The sequence below is a fragment of the Starkeya sp. ORNL1 genome, from assembly GCF_012971745.1.
In the GTDB taxonomy this organism is placed as follows: Bacteria; Pseudomonadota; Alphaproteobacteria; order Rhizobiales; family Xanthobacteraceae; genus Ancylobacter.
On the sequence record NZ_CP048834.1, the window covers coordinates 5852134 to 5866591 of the forward strand.

The following is a 14458-nucleotide window of genomic DNA, read 5'->3' on the forward strand; positions in this document are numbered from 1 at the left end:
GGCAGGTTGTCCTGCTTGAGCATCCTTCGAGGCTCGCTGGGCTCGTACCTCAGGATGAGGTCGTCTTTGATGAACAACTCATCCTGAGGTGCCGGCCGACGGCCGGCCTCGAAGGATGCTCACGCAGGACACCCAGCGTCACGCGACACCTCACCCGCTTCACACATTCGATTTTTCAGCTATCTTGCGGTGAATTCCATTAATCACATCTACTAAGAGTGAATATATGACGGTCGCCGTCACCATCGAATCCGTCAGCAAGAGCTTCAGCGCCTCCGGCGCCGCCGCGCTCTCCGACGTCTCGCTCGACGTCAAGCCGAGCGAACTGGTCGCGCTGCTCGGGCCGTCCGGCTCCGGCAAGACCACGCTGTTGCGCATCGTTGCCGGCCTCGAGCAGCCGAGCGGCGGGCGCGTGCTGTTCGATGGCGGCGACGCCCTCTCCGTGCCGGTGCGTCGGCGCGGCATCGGCTTCGTGTTCCAGAATTACGCGCTGTTCCGGCACATGAATGTCGCCGAGAATATCGCCTTCGGGCTGCGGTCGCGCGCGCGCGCCGAGCGCCCGGCCGAGGCGGAGATCAGGAAGCGGGTCGACGATCTGCTCGCGCTGGTCCAGCTGGAAGGCTATGGCGGGCGTTTTCCGGCGCAGCTCTCGGGCGGCCAGCGCCAGCGCGTGGCACTCGCCCGCGCGCTGGCCATCGAACCGAAGGTGCTGCTGCTCGACGAGCCGTTCGGCGCGCTCGATGCGCTGGTGCGCAAGGAGTTGCGCAAATGGCTGCGCGACCTGCACGACCGCACCGGCCACACCACGCTGTTCGTCACCCACGACCAGGAAGAGGCGCTGGAACTCGCCGACCGCGTGGTGGTGATGGGCAAGGGCCGGATCGAGCAGGTCGGCACGCCGGACGATGTCTATGACCGGCCGGCCACTGCCGCGGTGTTCGGCTTCATGGGCGAATCGAGCCGGATCGAAGTCGAGGTGAGGGACGGCCTCGCTGTCGCCGGGCCGACCGCGATCGCCGCAGCGACGCAGCCGGTGCCGGACGGGCCGGGCCTCTTGTATGTGCGCCCGCACGATGTGGCCATCGGCCTGCCGGGCACGCCCGGTCTCAGGGGCGCGGTGCGCGGCTTCCGCCGCCATGGCGCCATTCGCCGCGTCGAGATCGCGGTCGGCAGCGCGGTGCTGGAGGCGGACATCGCGCCGTCCGTGCGGGTGCCGGTCGGCGAGCCGGTCGCCGTGCGGCTGGAGCGGGCACGGCTGTTCGCATCCGGTGGCCCCGGCGTCGATTGCCGCGCCCCGCCGCCGCACCAGCCGGGTGACTACGCGATTTGAGCTGTCGCCCTGCGTGAGCATCCTTCGAGGCCCGGCTTTGCCGGGCACCTCAGGATGAGGTTCATTTTGTGAGGACAACCCCATCCTGAGGTGCCGCGAAGCGGCCTCGAAGGATGCTGAAGCAGAACGCGTTCACTGCGTCCGCCGGATGAACGCCCCGAATGCCCGCGGCCCGTCCGCCACCGGCACCTCGCCGACGACCTTCAGCGTCGCGGTGTCGATGACGCTCAGCGTATTGGTCTCCCAGTTCGCCACATAGACGCGGGAGCCGTCGCGGCTGGCGGCGATGCCTTCGGGATATTCGCCGACCGGGATGCGCGCCACCGGCTCGAGGCTTGCGACATCGAACACGCTCACCGTGTCCTCATACTGGTCGGTGACGAAGGCGCGGCCCTTGGCCAGCGCCACCGCATAAGGCCGCTTGCCGACCTTCACCGTGCCGGCCACGGTGCGGCTTTCGAGATCGATCACGCTGACATCGTCCGAGGCGACATTGGCGGTGTAGGCGCGCTTGCCGTCGGCATCGATGGTAACGCCGAACGGGCGCTCGCCGACGCGCACTTCCCCGACCTTGGTCAGGCTCCCGGTGTCGATGATGCTCACCGCATTGGAATCGCGGTCGGCCGAGAGCAGCAGGCGGCCATCCGGCGTCACCGCGAGGCCGGAGGGTGACAACCCGGTCTCCACCGTGCCGGTGATGCGGCCGCTCTCGGCCTCCAGCGCAAGGACGCGCGCGCCGTACCAGTCGGCGACATAGACGGTGCCACCTGACGGATGCACGGCGATGCCGAGCGGCCCGCCGCCGACATCGATGCGCGCCGTCACCGTGCGGGCGGCAGCGTCGATGATGGAGACGACGTGATCGTCGGGACTGGTGACGAAGGCGCGCCGTCCGTCCGGCGTAACCGCGATGCCTGCCGGCTTGCCGAGCACCGGAATGGTGGCGACCACCTTCGACGTCTCGAGATCGACGATATTGAGCGCATTCGCCGGCTGCGAGGTGACGAAGGCCTCGTCGGCAAAGACGGGGGAGGCGAGGACCAGAAGGGCCAGGAGGGCCGCCCATTTCAGGCCGTCATCCCGGAATGGCCGCAAGGCCATATCCGGGATCGTTTCCCGCTCTTTCATGTCACGCGATCCCGGCTCTGCGGCTTCGCCGGCGGCCGGGATGACGACTGCGGAGCGGGAGGGAGAGTAGGGTCGACGATTCCCGGCACCCACGCTCAGCTTCCGCCTTCGACCTTCTTCTTCAGCCCTTCGAGGCCGGCGGTGTAGACGCCGGTCACCGCCTTGATCGCGGCTTCGTCACTCAGCTCCGGCGGCGGGTCGTTGTTCGGGTAGCCGCGATAGAAGGCGCCGCGCCATTCCACCTTGGAGCGCTTGCCGCCATCGAGCGGGGAAACGGTGAGCCAGGAGGAATAATTGGTCACCGGCAGCACCTTCACGTCGACGGCGTTGATCCGGTACATCAGCAGGAAGTTCTGCGGTTCGTATTTGGCGATCACCTCGTCGATGGTGCCCCCGCCCTGCAACGTCACGGTGCGCGTGGCATCCACCGCATTGCCACCCTTGCCCTCGGTCTTGATGACGGCGGGGTGCCAGCTGAAATCCTGGAAATTGCCGATCACTGCCCAGACCTTTTCCGGCGGCGCATTGATCTCGATGGTCTCGCTGACCTTCTGCCGGGTCGGGCCGTGGGCGTCGGCGCCGCCGATGGAGACGCCGGCAAGGAGGGTGATGGCCGCCAGCGCGGCGAACGTCGAAAATCTCATGGCTTCCATCCCGGAAACAGGTTTCGGACCGGACTTTTGCGCCCGTTGCGCCGCATTCTAGGAAGCCGCGACCGGTTCGGGAACCCGCCTTTCGACCCATGCCGCAACGGTGGACACACGCTCCGACGTGCGGTTCAACCGCGCAGCACGGCGAGGAACTCGGCGCCGAAGGCGGCGAGCTTGGCGGTGCCGACGCCCTTGACGGCGGCAAGCTCGCTGCGCGTGCGCGGGTGCTCCACCGCCATCTCCTCCAGCGTACGGTCGGGGAAGATGACATAGGCCGGCACTTCGCGCTCGGCGGCGAGGCGGCGGCGCAGCGCCTTGAGCCGGCCCAGCAGCTCGGCCGCGGCGGGCTCCAGTTCGGCGCCCTTGCCGGCACTGCCCGGGCGCTCCTTGCGGCGCGGGGCGCTGGCGCGCAGTGTGAAGGCGCGGGTGCCGGCGAGGATCGCAAGCCCGATATCGGTGAGGCGCAGCGCGCCGAACCGCGCCGCGTCCGCGGTGAGTGCGCCGGTGGCGATGAGCTGGCGCAGCAAAGCGCGCCATTCCGGCGACGGCCGGTCGGCGCCGGTGCCGAACTCGGCGAGCCGGTCGTGGCCGCGCCCGGTGACTTGCTCGCTGTGCTGGCCGGTGACGACGGCGGCGATATGCGCCGCGCCGAAGCGCTCGCCGGTCGCCCGCACGATGCGCAGGGCCAGCGCCGCCTCGCGGCTGGCATCGGTGACCTTGGGCGGATCGCGGCAGACGTCGCAGGCGCCGCAGGGTTTCGCCCGCTCGCCGAAATATCCGAGCAGCACGGCGCGCCGGCAGGTCACCGCCTCGCAGAACCCGACCATGGCGTCGAGACGCCGTGCCTCGACCTGCTTGCGCTCGGGCTCGGAGGCCTCCTCGTCGATGAAGCGGCGGCGGGTGGCGATATCGCCGGCGCCGTAGAGCAGGCGCGCTTCGGCCGGCTGGCCGTCGCGCCCGGCGCGGCCGATCTCCTGGTAGTAGGCCTCCAGGCTCCCCGGCGCGTCGCCGTGCAGCACATAGCGCACGTCGGACTTGTCGATGCCCATGCCGAAGGCCACCGTCGCCACCATCACGATGCCGGCCTCGGCGAGGAAGGCTTCCTGGTTGGCGGCGCGCGCCTCCTGGCTCATGCCGGCATGATAGGGAAGGGCGCGGATGCCGGCGGCGCTCAGCCGCTCGGCGGTCTCGTCCACCTTCTTGCGGGAGATGCGGTAAATGATGCCGGCGACGCCGGGCCGCGCCCGCACGAAACTCTCGATCTGCTCGGCCGGGCTGCGCTTGTCCTCGACGCCGATCGTAATGTTCGGCCGGTCGAAGCCGGAGACGAAGACCCGCGCCTGGCCGCCGAACAGCCGCTGCACGATATCGTCGCGGGTCGACACGTCGGCGGTGGCGGTCAGTGCCACCAGCGGCACCTGCGGGAATACCTCGCGCAGCCGGCCAAGGCCGAGATATTCGCCGCGGAAGCTGTGGCCCCATTGCGAGATGCAGTGTGCCTCGTCGATGGCGATGAGGTTCAGCGGCAGGCGGGTGAGCGCGGTGAGCATGCGCTCGGTCAGCAGCCGCTCGGGGGCGAGATAAAGCAGGCGCACCTCGCCCGCCGCGACACGGCGCCACGCCGCGACATTAGCCTCGCGCGAGCGGCCCGAGTGGATCGCCTCGGCGCTGACGCCTTCGAGCTTGAGCGCGGCGACCTGGTCGTCCATCAGCGCGATCAGCGGGGAGACCACGATGGCAAGCCCGCCGAGCACCAGCGCAGGCAGCTGGTAGCACAGCGATTTGCCGGCGCCGGTTGGCATCACCGCCAGCGTCGGCACGCCGGCCAGTACCGCATCCACCACTTCCTGCTGGCCCGGGCGGAAGCGATCGAAGCCGAACACGTCCTTCAGCACGCGCCGGCTCGCAGCCTCGCGCGCGGCCGAAATCTCGTGGGGCGACGTCATCTGGTTCATGCGGAGGGCAATTAGGCCTTGAGCGTTACCGTCAGCGGGATTTAGTTGCGGTGCAGAATCAGGGACGACAGGATTCAACGTGACCTTCGGTGTAGCCGCACTTGCGCTCCTGATCGAGGCCGCTTTCGGCTATCCAGCCTGGCTGTATCGCTTGATCGGGCATCCTGTCACCTGGATAGGGCGGCTGATCACGCTGCTCGACCGGCACATGAACCGCGACAAGGATCGCGCCGACACCCGCCGCTTCAACGGCACCATCGCGCTGATCATCCTGCTGTTCTGCGTCGGCGCGCCGGTGCTGTTCATCGAGACCCGGCTCTATGCGGTGCCGTTCGGCGATGTGGTCGCCGCGCTTGCCGCCAGCACGCTACTCGCCCAGCGCAGCCTCTATACCCATGTCCGGCGGGTGGCGGACGGGCTAGAGCACAGCCTCGATGCGGGGCGCACCGCGGTGTCGCACATTGTCGGCCGCGATCCGGAGGCGCTGGACGAGGCGGGGGTGTCGCGCGCGGCGATCGAGAGCCTCGCCGAGAATTTCTCCGACGGCATCGTGGCGCCGGCCATGTGGACCGCGGTCGCCGGCGTCACCGGTGGCGCGCTCTACAAGGCGATCAACACCGCGGACAGCATGATCGGCCACCGCACGCCGCGTTTCGTCGATTTCGGCCGCACCGCGGCGAAGGTCGACGATTTCGTCAATCTTCCCGCCTCGCGGCTTGCCGGCGCGCTCATCATCGCCGCCGCCTTCTTCATCCCCGGCGCCTCGGCGCGCAGTGCCTGGCGCGCCATGCTGGCGGATGCTGCCCGGCATCGCTCGCCCAATGCCGGCTGGCCGGAAGCGGCCATGGCCGGCGCGCTCGGCGTCGCGCTGGCTGGTCCGCGCACCTATGGCGGCAAGCTGGTGCAGGATCACTGGATGGGGCGCGACGGACGCCGCACCGCCAATGCCGGAGACATACGCCGCGCCCTGCGTATTTACCGGTTGGCGGACGCGCTGCTCATAGTATTGGTCGCAGCGATCGTCATCATACTTCTCTAGGATTTGCTTGCGATTTCGAAATTTATTGCATTGACAATTTTCTCGGACTTCGCCGTGCCGGTGGCGGAAATCATTAACCGTCTTCAGGAGCAACGGCGGACTGCGACATCTTATTGCTTGGTGGAATTCTGCACGCACCGCACCATGGGATGACTCGCGTATCGAGTTAAGGGTGCGTTAACCATGTTTCTGCGGCGTCTGGCTGCGTTCTTCACTGATCGCCGTGGCAATGTCGGGATAATCTTCGGGCTCACCGCGGTGCCGGCCATTGGCGTGGTCGGAGCCGGCATCGACTTCGCGCGGGCCAATCACGAGCGCGCCGCCATGCAGAGCATGCTGGACAGCGCCGTGCTGGCCGGCGTCACCGCTGCCGGCAAGGAGGCGACCACCGCCAAGGCGTTCTTCGATGCGCAGGCGGCCGGCCTCAATCTGACCGACGCCAATGCCTCCTTCACCATGGGCGCGGATTCGACGCTGAGCGGTACCGCCACCGGCACGATGGAGACGACGCTGCTCGGCGTCATGCACATCACCACCGTCGAACTCGGCGCCAATGCCGCCGCCAAGGTCTATGGCGCCCCGGCTTCATCCGATCCCGCATCCGATGTCGGCGGCAAGGTGTGCATCCTGCTGGTCGATCCGAATGCGAGCCAGTCATTCCTGGCCAATGGCGGCGCCAAGATCACGGCACCGGATTGCGAGATCCATGTGCGCTCGACCGCCAATCCGGCGGCGATCATCAATGGCAGCACCGATCTCAATGTGCAGAAGATCTGCGTGAAGGGCAGCAAGGTCATCACCAATGGCAGCGGCAAGCCGCCGGTGGAGACCGATTGCGCGGCGCTGGACGACCCCTATGCCGGCAAACTGCCGACGGTCGCGGTGCCCGCCAATTGCACCGTCTCCAATGCCAATTACAACGCCAATGGCGCCGATGTCGATTTGCCTTCAGGCAATTATTGCAACGTCAATATCAATGGCGCCCGCAATGTCACCATGCGGCCCGGCCTGTTCCAGAACATCATTTTCAACGGCTCGACCTCGATAGCGATGGCGCCGGGCCTCTACGTCTTCAAGAACAGCAGCGTCGTCAATTCTGGCTCGGTGATGAAGGGCACCGGGGTGTCGATCTATTTCCCCGACGCCAATTCGAAGATCCAGTTCAATGGCGATGTCACCCTGAACCTCTCCGCGCCCACCGGCGGCGACTATGCCGGCGTGCTGTTCTTCGAGCCGACCGGCCTTTCGAAATCCTCGCTGGTGTTCAACAGCACGGACAAGTCGGTGATCACGGGCATGATGTATCTGCCCAGCCGCAACGTGACCTTCAACTCGGTGTCGAACATCACCGCCCACAAGGTGATGCTGGTCTATAACACCATGATCCTGAACGCCTCGGGCTGGAGCTTCAGCGGCTCCGACAAGGCCATCGCGCTCGGCAGCGGCGCAGGGGAAGGCGACACCGAGGTGCCGCGCCGGGTCGCACTGGTGCACTGAGCGTCGCGCCCTTCCTCACCCCAACTCCTTACATTTGTTCAACTAAGGCCGCCGGCATCGCCGCGGCCTTCAAGATTTCTTCACCTCCCGCTGTGCCACAGCGAAAGGAGGGCTTGCTATTCCGCCATATTGTTCGAAATTTATACTAAATTTGAATCATTGAACTTCGCCGAGGCGACGATGCTTGCCGGTCTGCTGGGTGCCTTCCGCCGCTGTGATCGCGGCAATGTGGCGATGCTGTTCGCGCTCTCCGCGGTGCCGATGTTCGGCGCCGCCGGCATGGCGATCGACTATGCGCGTGCCGTCGATGGCCGGACGCAATTGCAGATCGCGCTCGACGGCGCGGTGCTGGCCGGCGCGGTAGCCCCGGGCAAGGAGGTCGCGACCGCGCAGAGCTTCTTCGATGCGGCGGTGGCGCCGGCGAAGCTGGATGGTGCGAGCGCAAGCTTCGACCTTGCGTCTGGCGCGCTCACCGGCACTGCCCATGCGGTGGTCCCCTCGACGCTGCTCAAGGTGATGCACATCGATAGTGTCGAGATCGGCGCGAACGCGGCCGTGCAGATCGGCAGCAAAGGCGGGGTCTGCATACTGGTGCTCGACCCGAGCGGAGGCCAGGCGCTGCTTGCCAATTCCGGTGCCAAGATCAATGCGCCGGATTGCGAGATCCATGTGCGTTCGACCGCGAACCCGGCGGCCATCTTCAATGCCGGCATATCGCTCAATGTGAAGAAGGTCTGCGTCAAGGGCGCCAACGTCATTCAGAATGGCGGCAAGCTCGCCGTGGTGGAGACATCCTGCGCGGCCATCGACGATCCTTTCGCCGGCAAGCTGCCGACGGTGAGCGTGCCCGGCAATTGCACCAGCCCGCAGCCCTATAATGCCAATGGTGCCGACGTCACGCTGCCGCAGGGCAATTATTGCAACCTGAACATCAACGGCGCGAACAACGTCTATATGAAACCGGGCCTGTTCCAGAACGTTACGTTCAACGGAAGTTCGACCAAGATCCACATGGATCCCGGGCTCTACATCTTCAAGGACACCACCATCGTCAATTCCGGCTCGGTCATGACCGGCACCGGGGTGACACTCTATTTCGCCGATGCCAATTCCAAGATCCAGTTCAACGGCAATGTCACGCTGAACCTTTCGGCGCCGACCAGCGGCACCTACAAGGCTCTGCTGATCTATGATCTTGCAAGTTCCGGCACGGACTGGGTGGTCAACGGCACCGCGGGCTACAAGCTCGAAGGCCTGATCTATCTGCCGAAGCGAAACGTCACCATCAATTCCACCAGCAACGTCACCGCGGACAAGCTGTCGATGGTGGTGAACCGCTTGATCCTCAACAATACCGACTGGAAATTCTCCCCGAGCGACAGCCGCCCGATGGGTGGCACTGCGGGCGCCATCGCCCTCATACGCTGATCGGCGTCGCCAGTTCCAGCAGGTGGTCGAGGTCGATGTGCGCCTCGAGATGCGCGGCCAGCGCATCGAGCGTCGCCTCGACGCCATCCTCATAGGCGACCTGCGCCGGGCCGGCGCCCAGTCGCTGCAGCCAGGCGGCGCGCTGGCGATCATCAGCGAACAGGCCGTGCGCATAGGTGCCGATGATGCGTCCGTCCGGCGAGACCGCGCCCTCGGGCGCGCCGCCGATGCGGCAGAAGGGGCGGGCACGGCCCGGCCCCTCGGTGACGCCCATATGCATTTCATAGCCCACGAAGACGATGCCGTCGGTCGTCTCCCCGGTGACCGCGGCGAGGCGCTTCTCGCCGGAGAGCACGGTCTCCACGTCCAGCAAGCCGAGCCCGGGCACGGCGCCGGCAGGGCCCTCGATGCCGTCCGGATCGGCAATGCTACGGCCCAGCATCTGGTAGCCGCCGCACAGGCCCAGCACGTGGCCGCCGCGCCGCACATGGGCGGCGAGGTCGATGTCCCAGCCATTCGCCCGCAGCGCGGCGAGGTCGGGAATGGTCGACTTGGAGCCGGGCAGGATGACGAGCTGCGCATCGCCGGGCAGGGGGCTTCCCGGCTTCACCCGGATGATTTCGACCGAGGGCTCGGCATCCAGCGGATCGAGGTCATCGAAGTTCGAGATGCGCGGCAGGATCGGCACGGCGATGCGCAGCTTCGCGCCGGGCTTTGCCGGCCGCGCACCGTCGAGCCCGAGCGCATCTTCCGCCGGTAGCCGATGCGCGCCCGCGAAGAACGGGATGAGGCCGAGGCTCGTCCAGCCGGTGCGGCGGGCAATTTCCTCCATGCCGGCCGCGAACAGCGCCGGGTCGCCACGGAACCGATTGACGAGGAAGCCCCGGATCATCGCGGCGTCATCCGCCGGCAGCACCGCATGAGTGCCGACCAGGCTGGCGATTACCCCGCCGCGCTCGATGTCGCCGATCAGCACGACGGGCACATTGGCAGCGCGGGCGAAGCCCATATTGGCGATGTCCGCGGTGCGCAGATTGATCTCGGAGGCCGAGCCGGCGCCTTCCACCAGCACGAGATCGGCCTCATGCGCGAGGCGGGCGAAACTTTCCAGCACCGCCGGCATCAGCGTCGGCTTGATCGACTGGTACTCCGCCGCGCGGGCGGTGGCGTGGACGCGGCCCTGCACCACGATCTGCGCGCCGGTCTCACTCTGCGGCTTCAACAGCACCGGGTTCATATGGACTGACGGCGCTACCCGGGCGGCGCGGGCCTGCAGTGCCTGCGCCCGGCCGATCTCGCCGCCGTCGGCAGTGACCGCCGCATTGTTCGACATGTTCTGCGGCTTGAACGGGCGGACCTTGAGGCCGCGATTGGCGAAAGCGCGGGCGAGGCCGGCGACGATGAGCGACTTGCCGACATCCGAGCCGGTGCCCTGGAACATGAGGGCGCGGGTCATCAGGGGCGTCCTGTTTCAGCATCCTTCGAGGCTCGGGCGCTGCCCGAGCACCTCAGGATGACGGCGCGCCTACAGATGAACGTCATCCTGAGGTGCGAGCGCAGCGAGCCTCGAAGGATGCTCACCCCCGCACCCCTCAAAACTCGACCCCCTTCTGAGCCTTTACCCCGGCGGCGAAGTGGTGCTTCACCAATCCCATCTCGGTGACGAGATCCGCCGCCTCGATCAGCGCCGGCTTGGCGTTGCGGCCGGTGACGACGACGTGCAGCCCGGCGCGACGCCCACTCAAGGCGGCCACAACGTGATCCAAGGGCAGATAGTCGTAGCGCAGCGCGATGTTCAGCTCATCCAGGATGACCAGCCCGATGCGCTCATCCGCCATCAGCTCCAGCGCCTTTGCCCAGGCGCGCTGCGCGGCGGCGATATCGCGGCTGAGGTCCTGGGTCTCCCAGGTGAAGCCTTCGCCCATGGTGTGCCATTCGACCCGCTCGCCGAAGGTTTCAAGCGCGTCGCGCTCGGCCGAATGCCAGGCGCCCTTGATGAACTGGACTACGCCGACCCGCCCGCCGATGCCTTCGTCAGGTCGGCCGAGCGTGCGCAGAGCGAGGCCGAAGGCGGCGGTGGATTTGCCCTTGCCGGGGCCGGTATGGACGATGAGCAGGCCCTTCTCGACCGACTTCTCCGCCACCTCGGCGTCCTGCACCGCCTTGCGCTTCGCCATCTTGGCACGGTGGCGCTCGGCCTCTTCCGGAGTAATTTCTTCGGGCGTGATCGCGCTCATCCCTTCACCTTCAAAGGCAGCCCGGCAACCATCAGCACTACCTCGTCGGCAAAGGTGGCGATGCGCTGGTTGAGCCGGCCCTGGGCGTCGCGGAAGCGCCGCGCCAGCGTATTGTCCGGCACGATGCCGAGCCCGACCTCGTTGGAGACCACGAACAGCGGCGCCTCGCGCGCCAGCAGTGCCGCTTCCAGCACCGCGCTCTCCATCTCGATATCGGCGTCGCCCAGCATGCGGTTGGAGAGCCAGAGCGTCAGGCAGTCGACCAGCACCGGGCGCTCGGGCGGCACGGTCATCAGGCTCGCGGCGAGGTGGTGGGGAGCGTCGATGGTTTCCCAACCCGCGCCGCGCCGCGAGCGGTGGAGCGCGATGCGCTCCACCATCTCGTCATCATAGGCTTCGGCCGTGGCGACGTAGGTCCAGGGCGAGGGCAGGCGTTCCACCAGCACCTCGGCGTGGCGGCTCTTGCCGGAGCGCGCGCCGCCGAGGATGAAGGTGAGTTTCACGCCGCCCGCGCCAGAGCGCGGTTCGCCTCGAGCGCGGCGATCCGTGGACGCAGCCAGCCGGCCAGCCCGCCGAGCAGCACCCAGAACACGAAGCTGGAGGCCACCGAAGCGACGACGAAGCTGTGATGCAGCCCCTCCGGGATCGGCGTCTCGAAGCTCGCCGGCTGCGGTGCACCGATGACGTGCGGGATGAGGATCAGCATGACGCCGAGTGCGGCGAGCAATGGCACGCGGCCGAACACCAGCAGCGCGAGGCCGCCGGCGGTAGCGGCCGCGGTGCCGATCCACCAGATCTGTCGCGCCATGAGGTCGGCCGCCGGCATGGCCGGGAGCTCCGGAGGCAGGCCGAGCTGAGGAGCGAGGGTGAACACCGCGAAGCCGGCGAAACCCCAGAGGATGCCCTGCCGCCAGCCGTCGATGCCGCCGGCCAGCTCGCTTGCCGCCATCAGCAGCAGGCCGAAGCCGAAGCCGGTGAGCACCATGAAGACCAGCGTGAGGCCGTTGCGCTCGAAGCCGTCGCTCGGCGCCCATTCGTCGGCGTCGTGCTCATGAGCGGGCGTGGCGGCATCATGCGCATGTGCCACTGGTGCTTGTGCGGCCGGCGCTTCCGTGGCTTCGGCCGCGCTCTCATAGGTCTCGGCCTTGAGGATCAGCGGCACGGCGCCGACCATGTGGATGCCGGCGGCGACCACGCCGCTGCCGATACCGGCAAGGGCCGCAACGAACAGAATCGTCCTGAAAAGTGACATGCCTGTCCCCCCGCGTGCTCAGTGACAGGGGAAGGCAGTGGCGTGGCGCACGTCGTGCGACGCATTGTGCACGGCGCTGATGTGGGAGAAGCCCACGCCGCCGACCACGAACACGCCGAGCAAGGCGGCGAAGGTGATGGCGAGCGCGCGGGACGCGGGGGTCTCGACGGCAAGGGTCGCGGTGTTCTGCGTGCCGGTCTTCTTCGTATTCATTGCGGTCTCCTGAACCCTCCACCCGAGGGTCGGTTGGCGTTGCGTCGCCGGCCGGTCTCCTGGCTCGCGGGTCTCGGCCTGCTCTCCGCCTTCCCGGCTCGAAAGCCAGTGGCCAGTGGAGAGTGGGCTCGCCGCTTACAGTTGCGGGGGCAGCCGCGGATTCGACGGAATGCTCCGTCCCACCGCGTTCCCGTCTTGCGTCCCGTGCGCACCACGGGAACCGACGACTCCGGCGACTATAGAGGACGCCCGCCGCGCCGCAACCGGGTGCGTTGACATTCGCGATGCCGGCTCCTTTAGTGGCCGCGACCGACGGTTCCTTCCCGCCAGGGAGGGACGAAGAGGGAATGCGGTGCGGAGCGGCCTTGCTGAAAGGCGGCTCCAATTCCGCGGCTGCCCCCGCAACTGTAAGCGGCGAGCCCACGCCTCAAGCCACTGGACGCGATGTCCGGGAAGGCGGCGAGTGGGCGGCGACCCGCGAGCCAGGAGACCTGCCATCGGTCCGGTCGTGTGCGCAGGCGGGGTGCCCGGCGTGCATGGAAGGGCCTCACGGCCCTCGATGGGCATTCGCCCATGGCCGGCGCGCCTCGCGATTTGATTCGTTGGAGACGCCGCATGAGTTCCGACCTCAGAAAAGTGCCGTGCACCATCGTCACCGGCTTCCTCGGCTCGGGGAAGACGACGCTGATCCGCCATGTGCTCACCGAAGCCAAGGGCCGGCGGCTGGCGGTGATCGTCAATGAGTTCGGCGATGTCGGCATTGACGGCGAGATACTCAGGGGCTGCGGCAATGAGGCCTGCCCGGAGGAGAACATCGTCGAGCTGGCGAATGGCTGCATCTGCTGCACCGTGGCGGATGATTTCGTTCCCGCGCTCGACGCCATCCTGGCGCTGGAGCCGAAGGTCGAGCACATCCTGATCGAGACCTCGGGCCTGGCTTTGCCGAAGCCGCTGGTGCAGGCGTTCCACTGGCCGGCGATCAGGAGCCGGGTGACGGTCGACGGCGTGGTGGCGGTGGTGGACGGTGAGGCGCTGGCTGCCGGGCGCGTCGCCAATGATCTCGATGCGCTGGCCGAGCAGCGGGCGGGCGACGCCGCGCTCGACCATGACGATCCGATCGAGGAAGTGTTCGAGGACCAGATCGCCTGCGCCGATCTCGTGGTGCTGACCAAGGGCGATCTCGTCGACCGAGCCGGCGCTGAACGGGCCAAGGCGGTGCTCGATGCCAGCCTGCCGCGTGCGGTGCGGGTGGTGAGCGCGGTGGCCGGCCGGCTCGATCCAGCGGTGCTGCTGGGCCTCGGTGTCGGCACCGAGGCCGACATCGAGAACCGTCGCACCCACCATGATAATGAGCTTGAGCACGATCATGACGACTTTGACAGTTTTGTCATAAATGTCCCCGAAGTCGCTAACCCTGAAGAGCTTTCCGCCCGCATCGCGCGTGCCGCGGAGGAGGCGGGCGCGCTGCGGGTGAAGGGCTTCGTCGCGGTGACGGGCAAGCCGATGCGGCTGCTGGTTCAGGCGGTCGGGCCGCGGGTCACGCAGCAATATGACCGCGCTTGGGGTGCCGGCGAGCGCGCCGGCCGGCTCGTGGTGATCGGGCTGAAGGGGCTTGACCGCGCCGCGGTGGAACGGGCGCTCGGCGTGCTGGAGGCGGTCTAAGAATTGTCGTCATCCCGGAGTGGCCGCAGGCCGTTAATCCGGGATCGCGTGATGCTCTTCTCCTTCC

13 protein-coding genes and 2 riboswitches are annotated in these 14458 nt (G+C 67.4%); of the genes, 5 read left to right on the top strand and 8 right to left on the bottom strand.

Annotated features, from left to right (window positions below):
- Positions 1–226: 226 nt before the first annotated feature.
- Positions 227–1330 carry a sulfate/molybdate ABC transporter ATP-binding protein gene (locus tag G3545_RS27440; RefSeq protein WP_170017469.1) on the top strand — a complete coding sequence of 368 codons (1104 nt, stop codon included), beginning with the start codon at positions 227–229 and terminating at the stop codon, positions 1328–1330.
- Positions 1331–1462: 132 nt separating this feature from the next.
- Here the strand turns inward: G3545_RS27440 and G3545_RS27445 are convergent, their stop codons facing one another.
- From G3545_RS27445 to recQ, 3 genes are all read right to left on the bottom strand, one after another.
- Positions 1463–2458 (bottom strand): beta-propeller fold lactonase family protein, encoded by a 996-nt coding sequence (locus G3545_RS27445; RefSeq protein WP_246702587.1) that lies wholly within the window; start codon positions 2456–2458, stop codon positions 1463–1465.
- A 95-nt stretch (positions 2459–2553) separates the two neighbouring features.
- Positions 2554–3102, bottom strand: coding sequence for an SRPBCC family protein (locus tag G3545_RS27450; protein WP_170017470.1), 549 nt, complete (start codon positions 3100–3102; stop codon positions 2554–2556).
- 134 nt (positions 3103–3236) lie between these two features.
- A complete protein-coding gene (recQ, locus tag G3545_RS27455; protein ID WP_170017471.1) occupies positions 3237–5054 on the bottom strand; it encodes a DNA helicase RecQ in 1818 nt (605 codons plus the stop codon).
- An 88-nt stretch (positions 5055–5142) separates the two neighbouring features.
- Between recQ and cbiB the strand changes: the two genes are divergently transcribed.
- The 3 genes from cbiB to G3545_RS27470 all read left to right on the top strand — a co-directional run bounded on the left by cbiB (position 5143) and on the right by G3545_RS27470 (position 9027).
- Positions 5143–6102 (top strand): adenosylcobinamide-phosphate synthase CbiB, encoded by a 960-nt coding sequence (gene cbiB, locus G3545_RS27460; protein WP_170017472.1) that lies wholly within the window; start codon positions 5143–5145, stop codon positions 6100–6102.
- A 183-nt stretch (positions 6103–6285) separates the two neighbouring features.
- Entirely contained in the window at positions 6286–7599 is a 1314-nt protein-coding gene (locus G3545_RS27465; RefSeq protein ID WP_170017473.1) for a TadE/TadG family type IV pilus assembly protein, read from the top strand.
- Between the two features lie 180 nt (positions 7600–7779).
- A complete protein-coding gene (locus tag G3545_RS27470; RefSeq protein WP_170017474.1) occupies positions 7780–9027 on the top strand; it encodes a TadE/TadG family type IV pilus assembly protein in 1248 nt (415 codons plus the stop codon).
- On the opposite strand, the gene G3545_RS27475 is transcribed toward G3545_RS27470, so the two are convergent.
- The 5 genes from G3545_RS27475 to G3545_RS27495 all read right to left on the bottom strand — a co-directional run bounded on the left by G3545_RS27475 (position 9017) and on the right by G3545_RS27495 (position 12729).
- Positions 9017–10468 (bottom strand): cobyric acid synthase, encoded by a 1452-nt coding sequence (locus G3545_RS27475; protein WP_170018304.1) that lies wholly within the window; start codon positions 10466–10468, stop codon positions 9017–9019. The genes G3545_RS27470 and G3545_RS27475 overlap by 11 nt on opposite strands.
- Positions 10469–10619: 151 nt before the next feature.
- Positions 10620–11264, bottom strand: coding sequence for a cob(I)yrinic acid a,c-diamide adenosyltransferase (gene cobO / locus G3545_RS27480; protein ID WP_170017475.1), 645 nt, complete (start codon positions 11262–11264; stop codon positions 10620–10622).
- Positions 11261–11767, bottom strand: coding sequence for a bifunctional adenosylcobinamide kinase/adenosylcobinamide-phosphate guanylyltransferase (cobU, locus tag G3545_RS27485; protein ID WP_170017476.1), 507 nt, complete (start codon positions 11765–11767; stop codon positions 11261–11263). Before cobU ends, cobO begins: the two co-directional genes overlap by 4 nt.
- A complete protein-coding gene (locus G3545_RS27490; protein WP_170017477.1) occupies positions 11764–12516 on the bottom strand; it encodes a CbtA family protein in 753 nt (250 codons plus the stop codon). Before G3545_RS27490 ends, cobU begins: the two co-directional genes overlap by 4 nt.
- Before the next feature lie 18 nt (positions 12517–12534).
- Complete coding sequence (locus tag G3545_RS27495; protein ID WP_170017478.1) at positions 12535–12729, bottom strand: CbtB domain-containing protein; 195 nt, start codon at positions 12727–12729, stop codon at positions 12535–12537.
- A 31-nt stretch (positions 12730–12760) separates the two neighbouring features.
- A riboswitch (cobalamin riboswitch) is annotated at positions 12761–12969 on the bottom strand.
- Between the two features lie 56 nt (positions 12970–13025).
- Positions 13026–13243, top strand: a riboswitch (cobalamin riboswitch).
- A gap of 101 nt (positions 13244–13344) precedes the next feature.
- Here G3545_RS27495 and cobW point away from each other — a divergent pair.
- Positions 13345–14391, top strand: a complete 1047-nt coding sequence (gene cobW / locus G3545_RS27500) for a cobalamin biosynthesis protein CobW (protein ID WP_170017479.1) — start codon at positions 13345–13347, stop codon at positions 14389–14391.
- Positions 14392–14458: the final 67 nt, after the last annotated feature.

Bases quoted from the DNA above. Each gene is read 5' to 3' on its own strand.
- G3545_RS27490 (WP_170017477.1), bottom strand. From the start codon at position 12,516: ATGTCACTTTTCAGGACGATTCTGTTCGTTGCGGCCCTTGCCGGTATC.
- cobO (WP_170017475.1), bottom strand. From the start codon at position 11,264: ATGAGCGCGATCACGCCCGAAGAAATTACTCCGGAAGAGGCCGAGCGC.
- G3545_RS27440 (WP_170017469.1), top strand. From the start codon at position 227: ATGACGGTCGCCGTCACCATCGAATCCGTCAGCAAGAGCTTCAGCGCC.
- cobW (WP_170017479.1), top strand. From the start codon at position 13,345: ATGAGTTCCGACCTCAGAAAAGTGCCGTGCACCATCGTCACCGGCTTC.
- G3545_RS27470 (WP_170017474.1), top strand. From the start codon at position 7,780: ATGCTTGCCGGTCTGCTGGGTGCCTTCCGCCGCTGTGATCGCGGCAAT.
- G3545_RS27465 (WP_170017473.1), top strand. From the start codon at position 6,286: ATGTTTCTGCGGCGTCTGGCTGCGTTCTTCACTGATCGCCGTGGCAAT.
- G3545_RS27495 (WP_170017478.1), bottom strand. From the start codon at position 12,729: ATGAATACGAAGAAGACCGGCACGCAGAACACCGCGACCCTTGCCGTC.
- G3545_RS27445 (WP_246702587.1), bottom strand. From the start codon at position 2,458: ATGAAAGAGCGGGAAACGATCCCGGATATGGCCTTGCGGCCATTCCGG.
- G3545_RS27450 (WP_170017470.1), bottom strand. From the start codon at position 3,102: ATGAGATTTTCGACGTTCGCCGCGCTGGCGGCCATCACCCTCCTTGCC.
- G3545_RS27475 (WP_170018304.1), bottom strand. From the start codon at position 10,468: ATGTTCCAGGGCACCGGCTCGGATGTCGGCAAGTCGCTCATCGTCGCC.
- recQ (WP_170017471.1), bottom strand. From the start codon at position 5,054: ATGACGTCGCCCCACGAGATTTCGGCCGCGCGCGAGGCTGCGAGCCGG.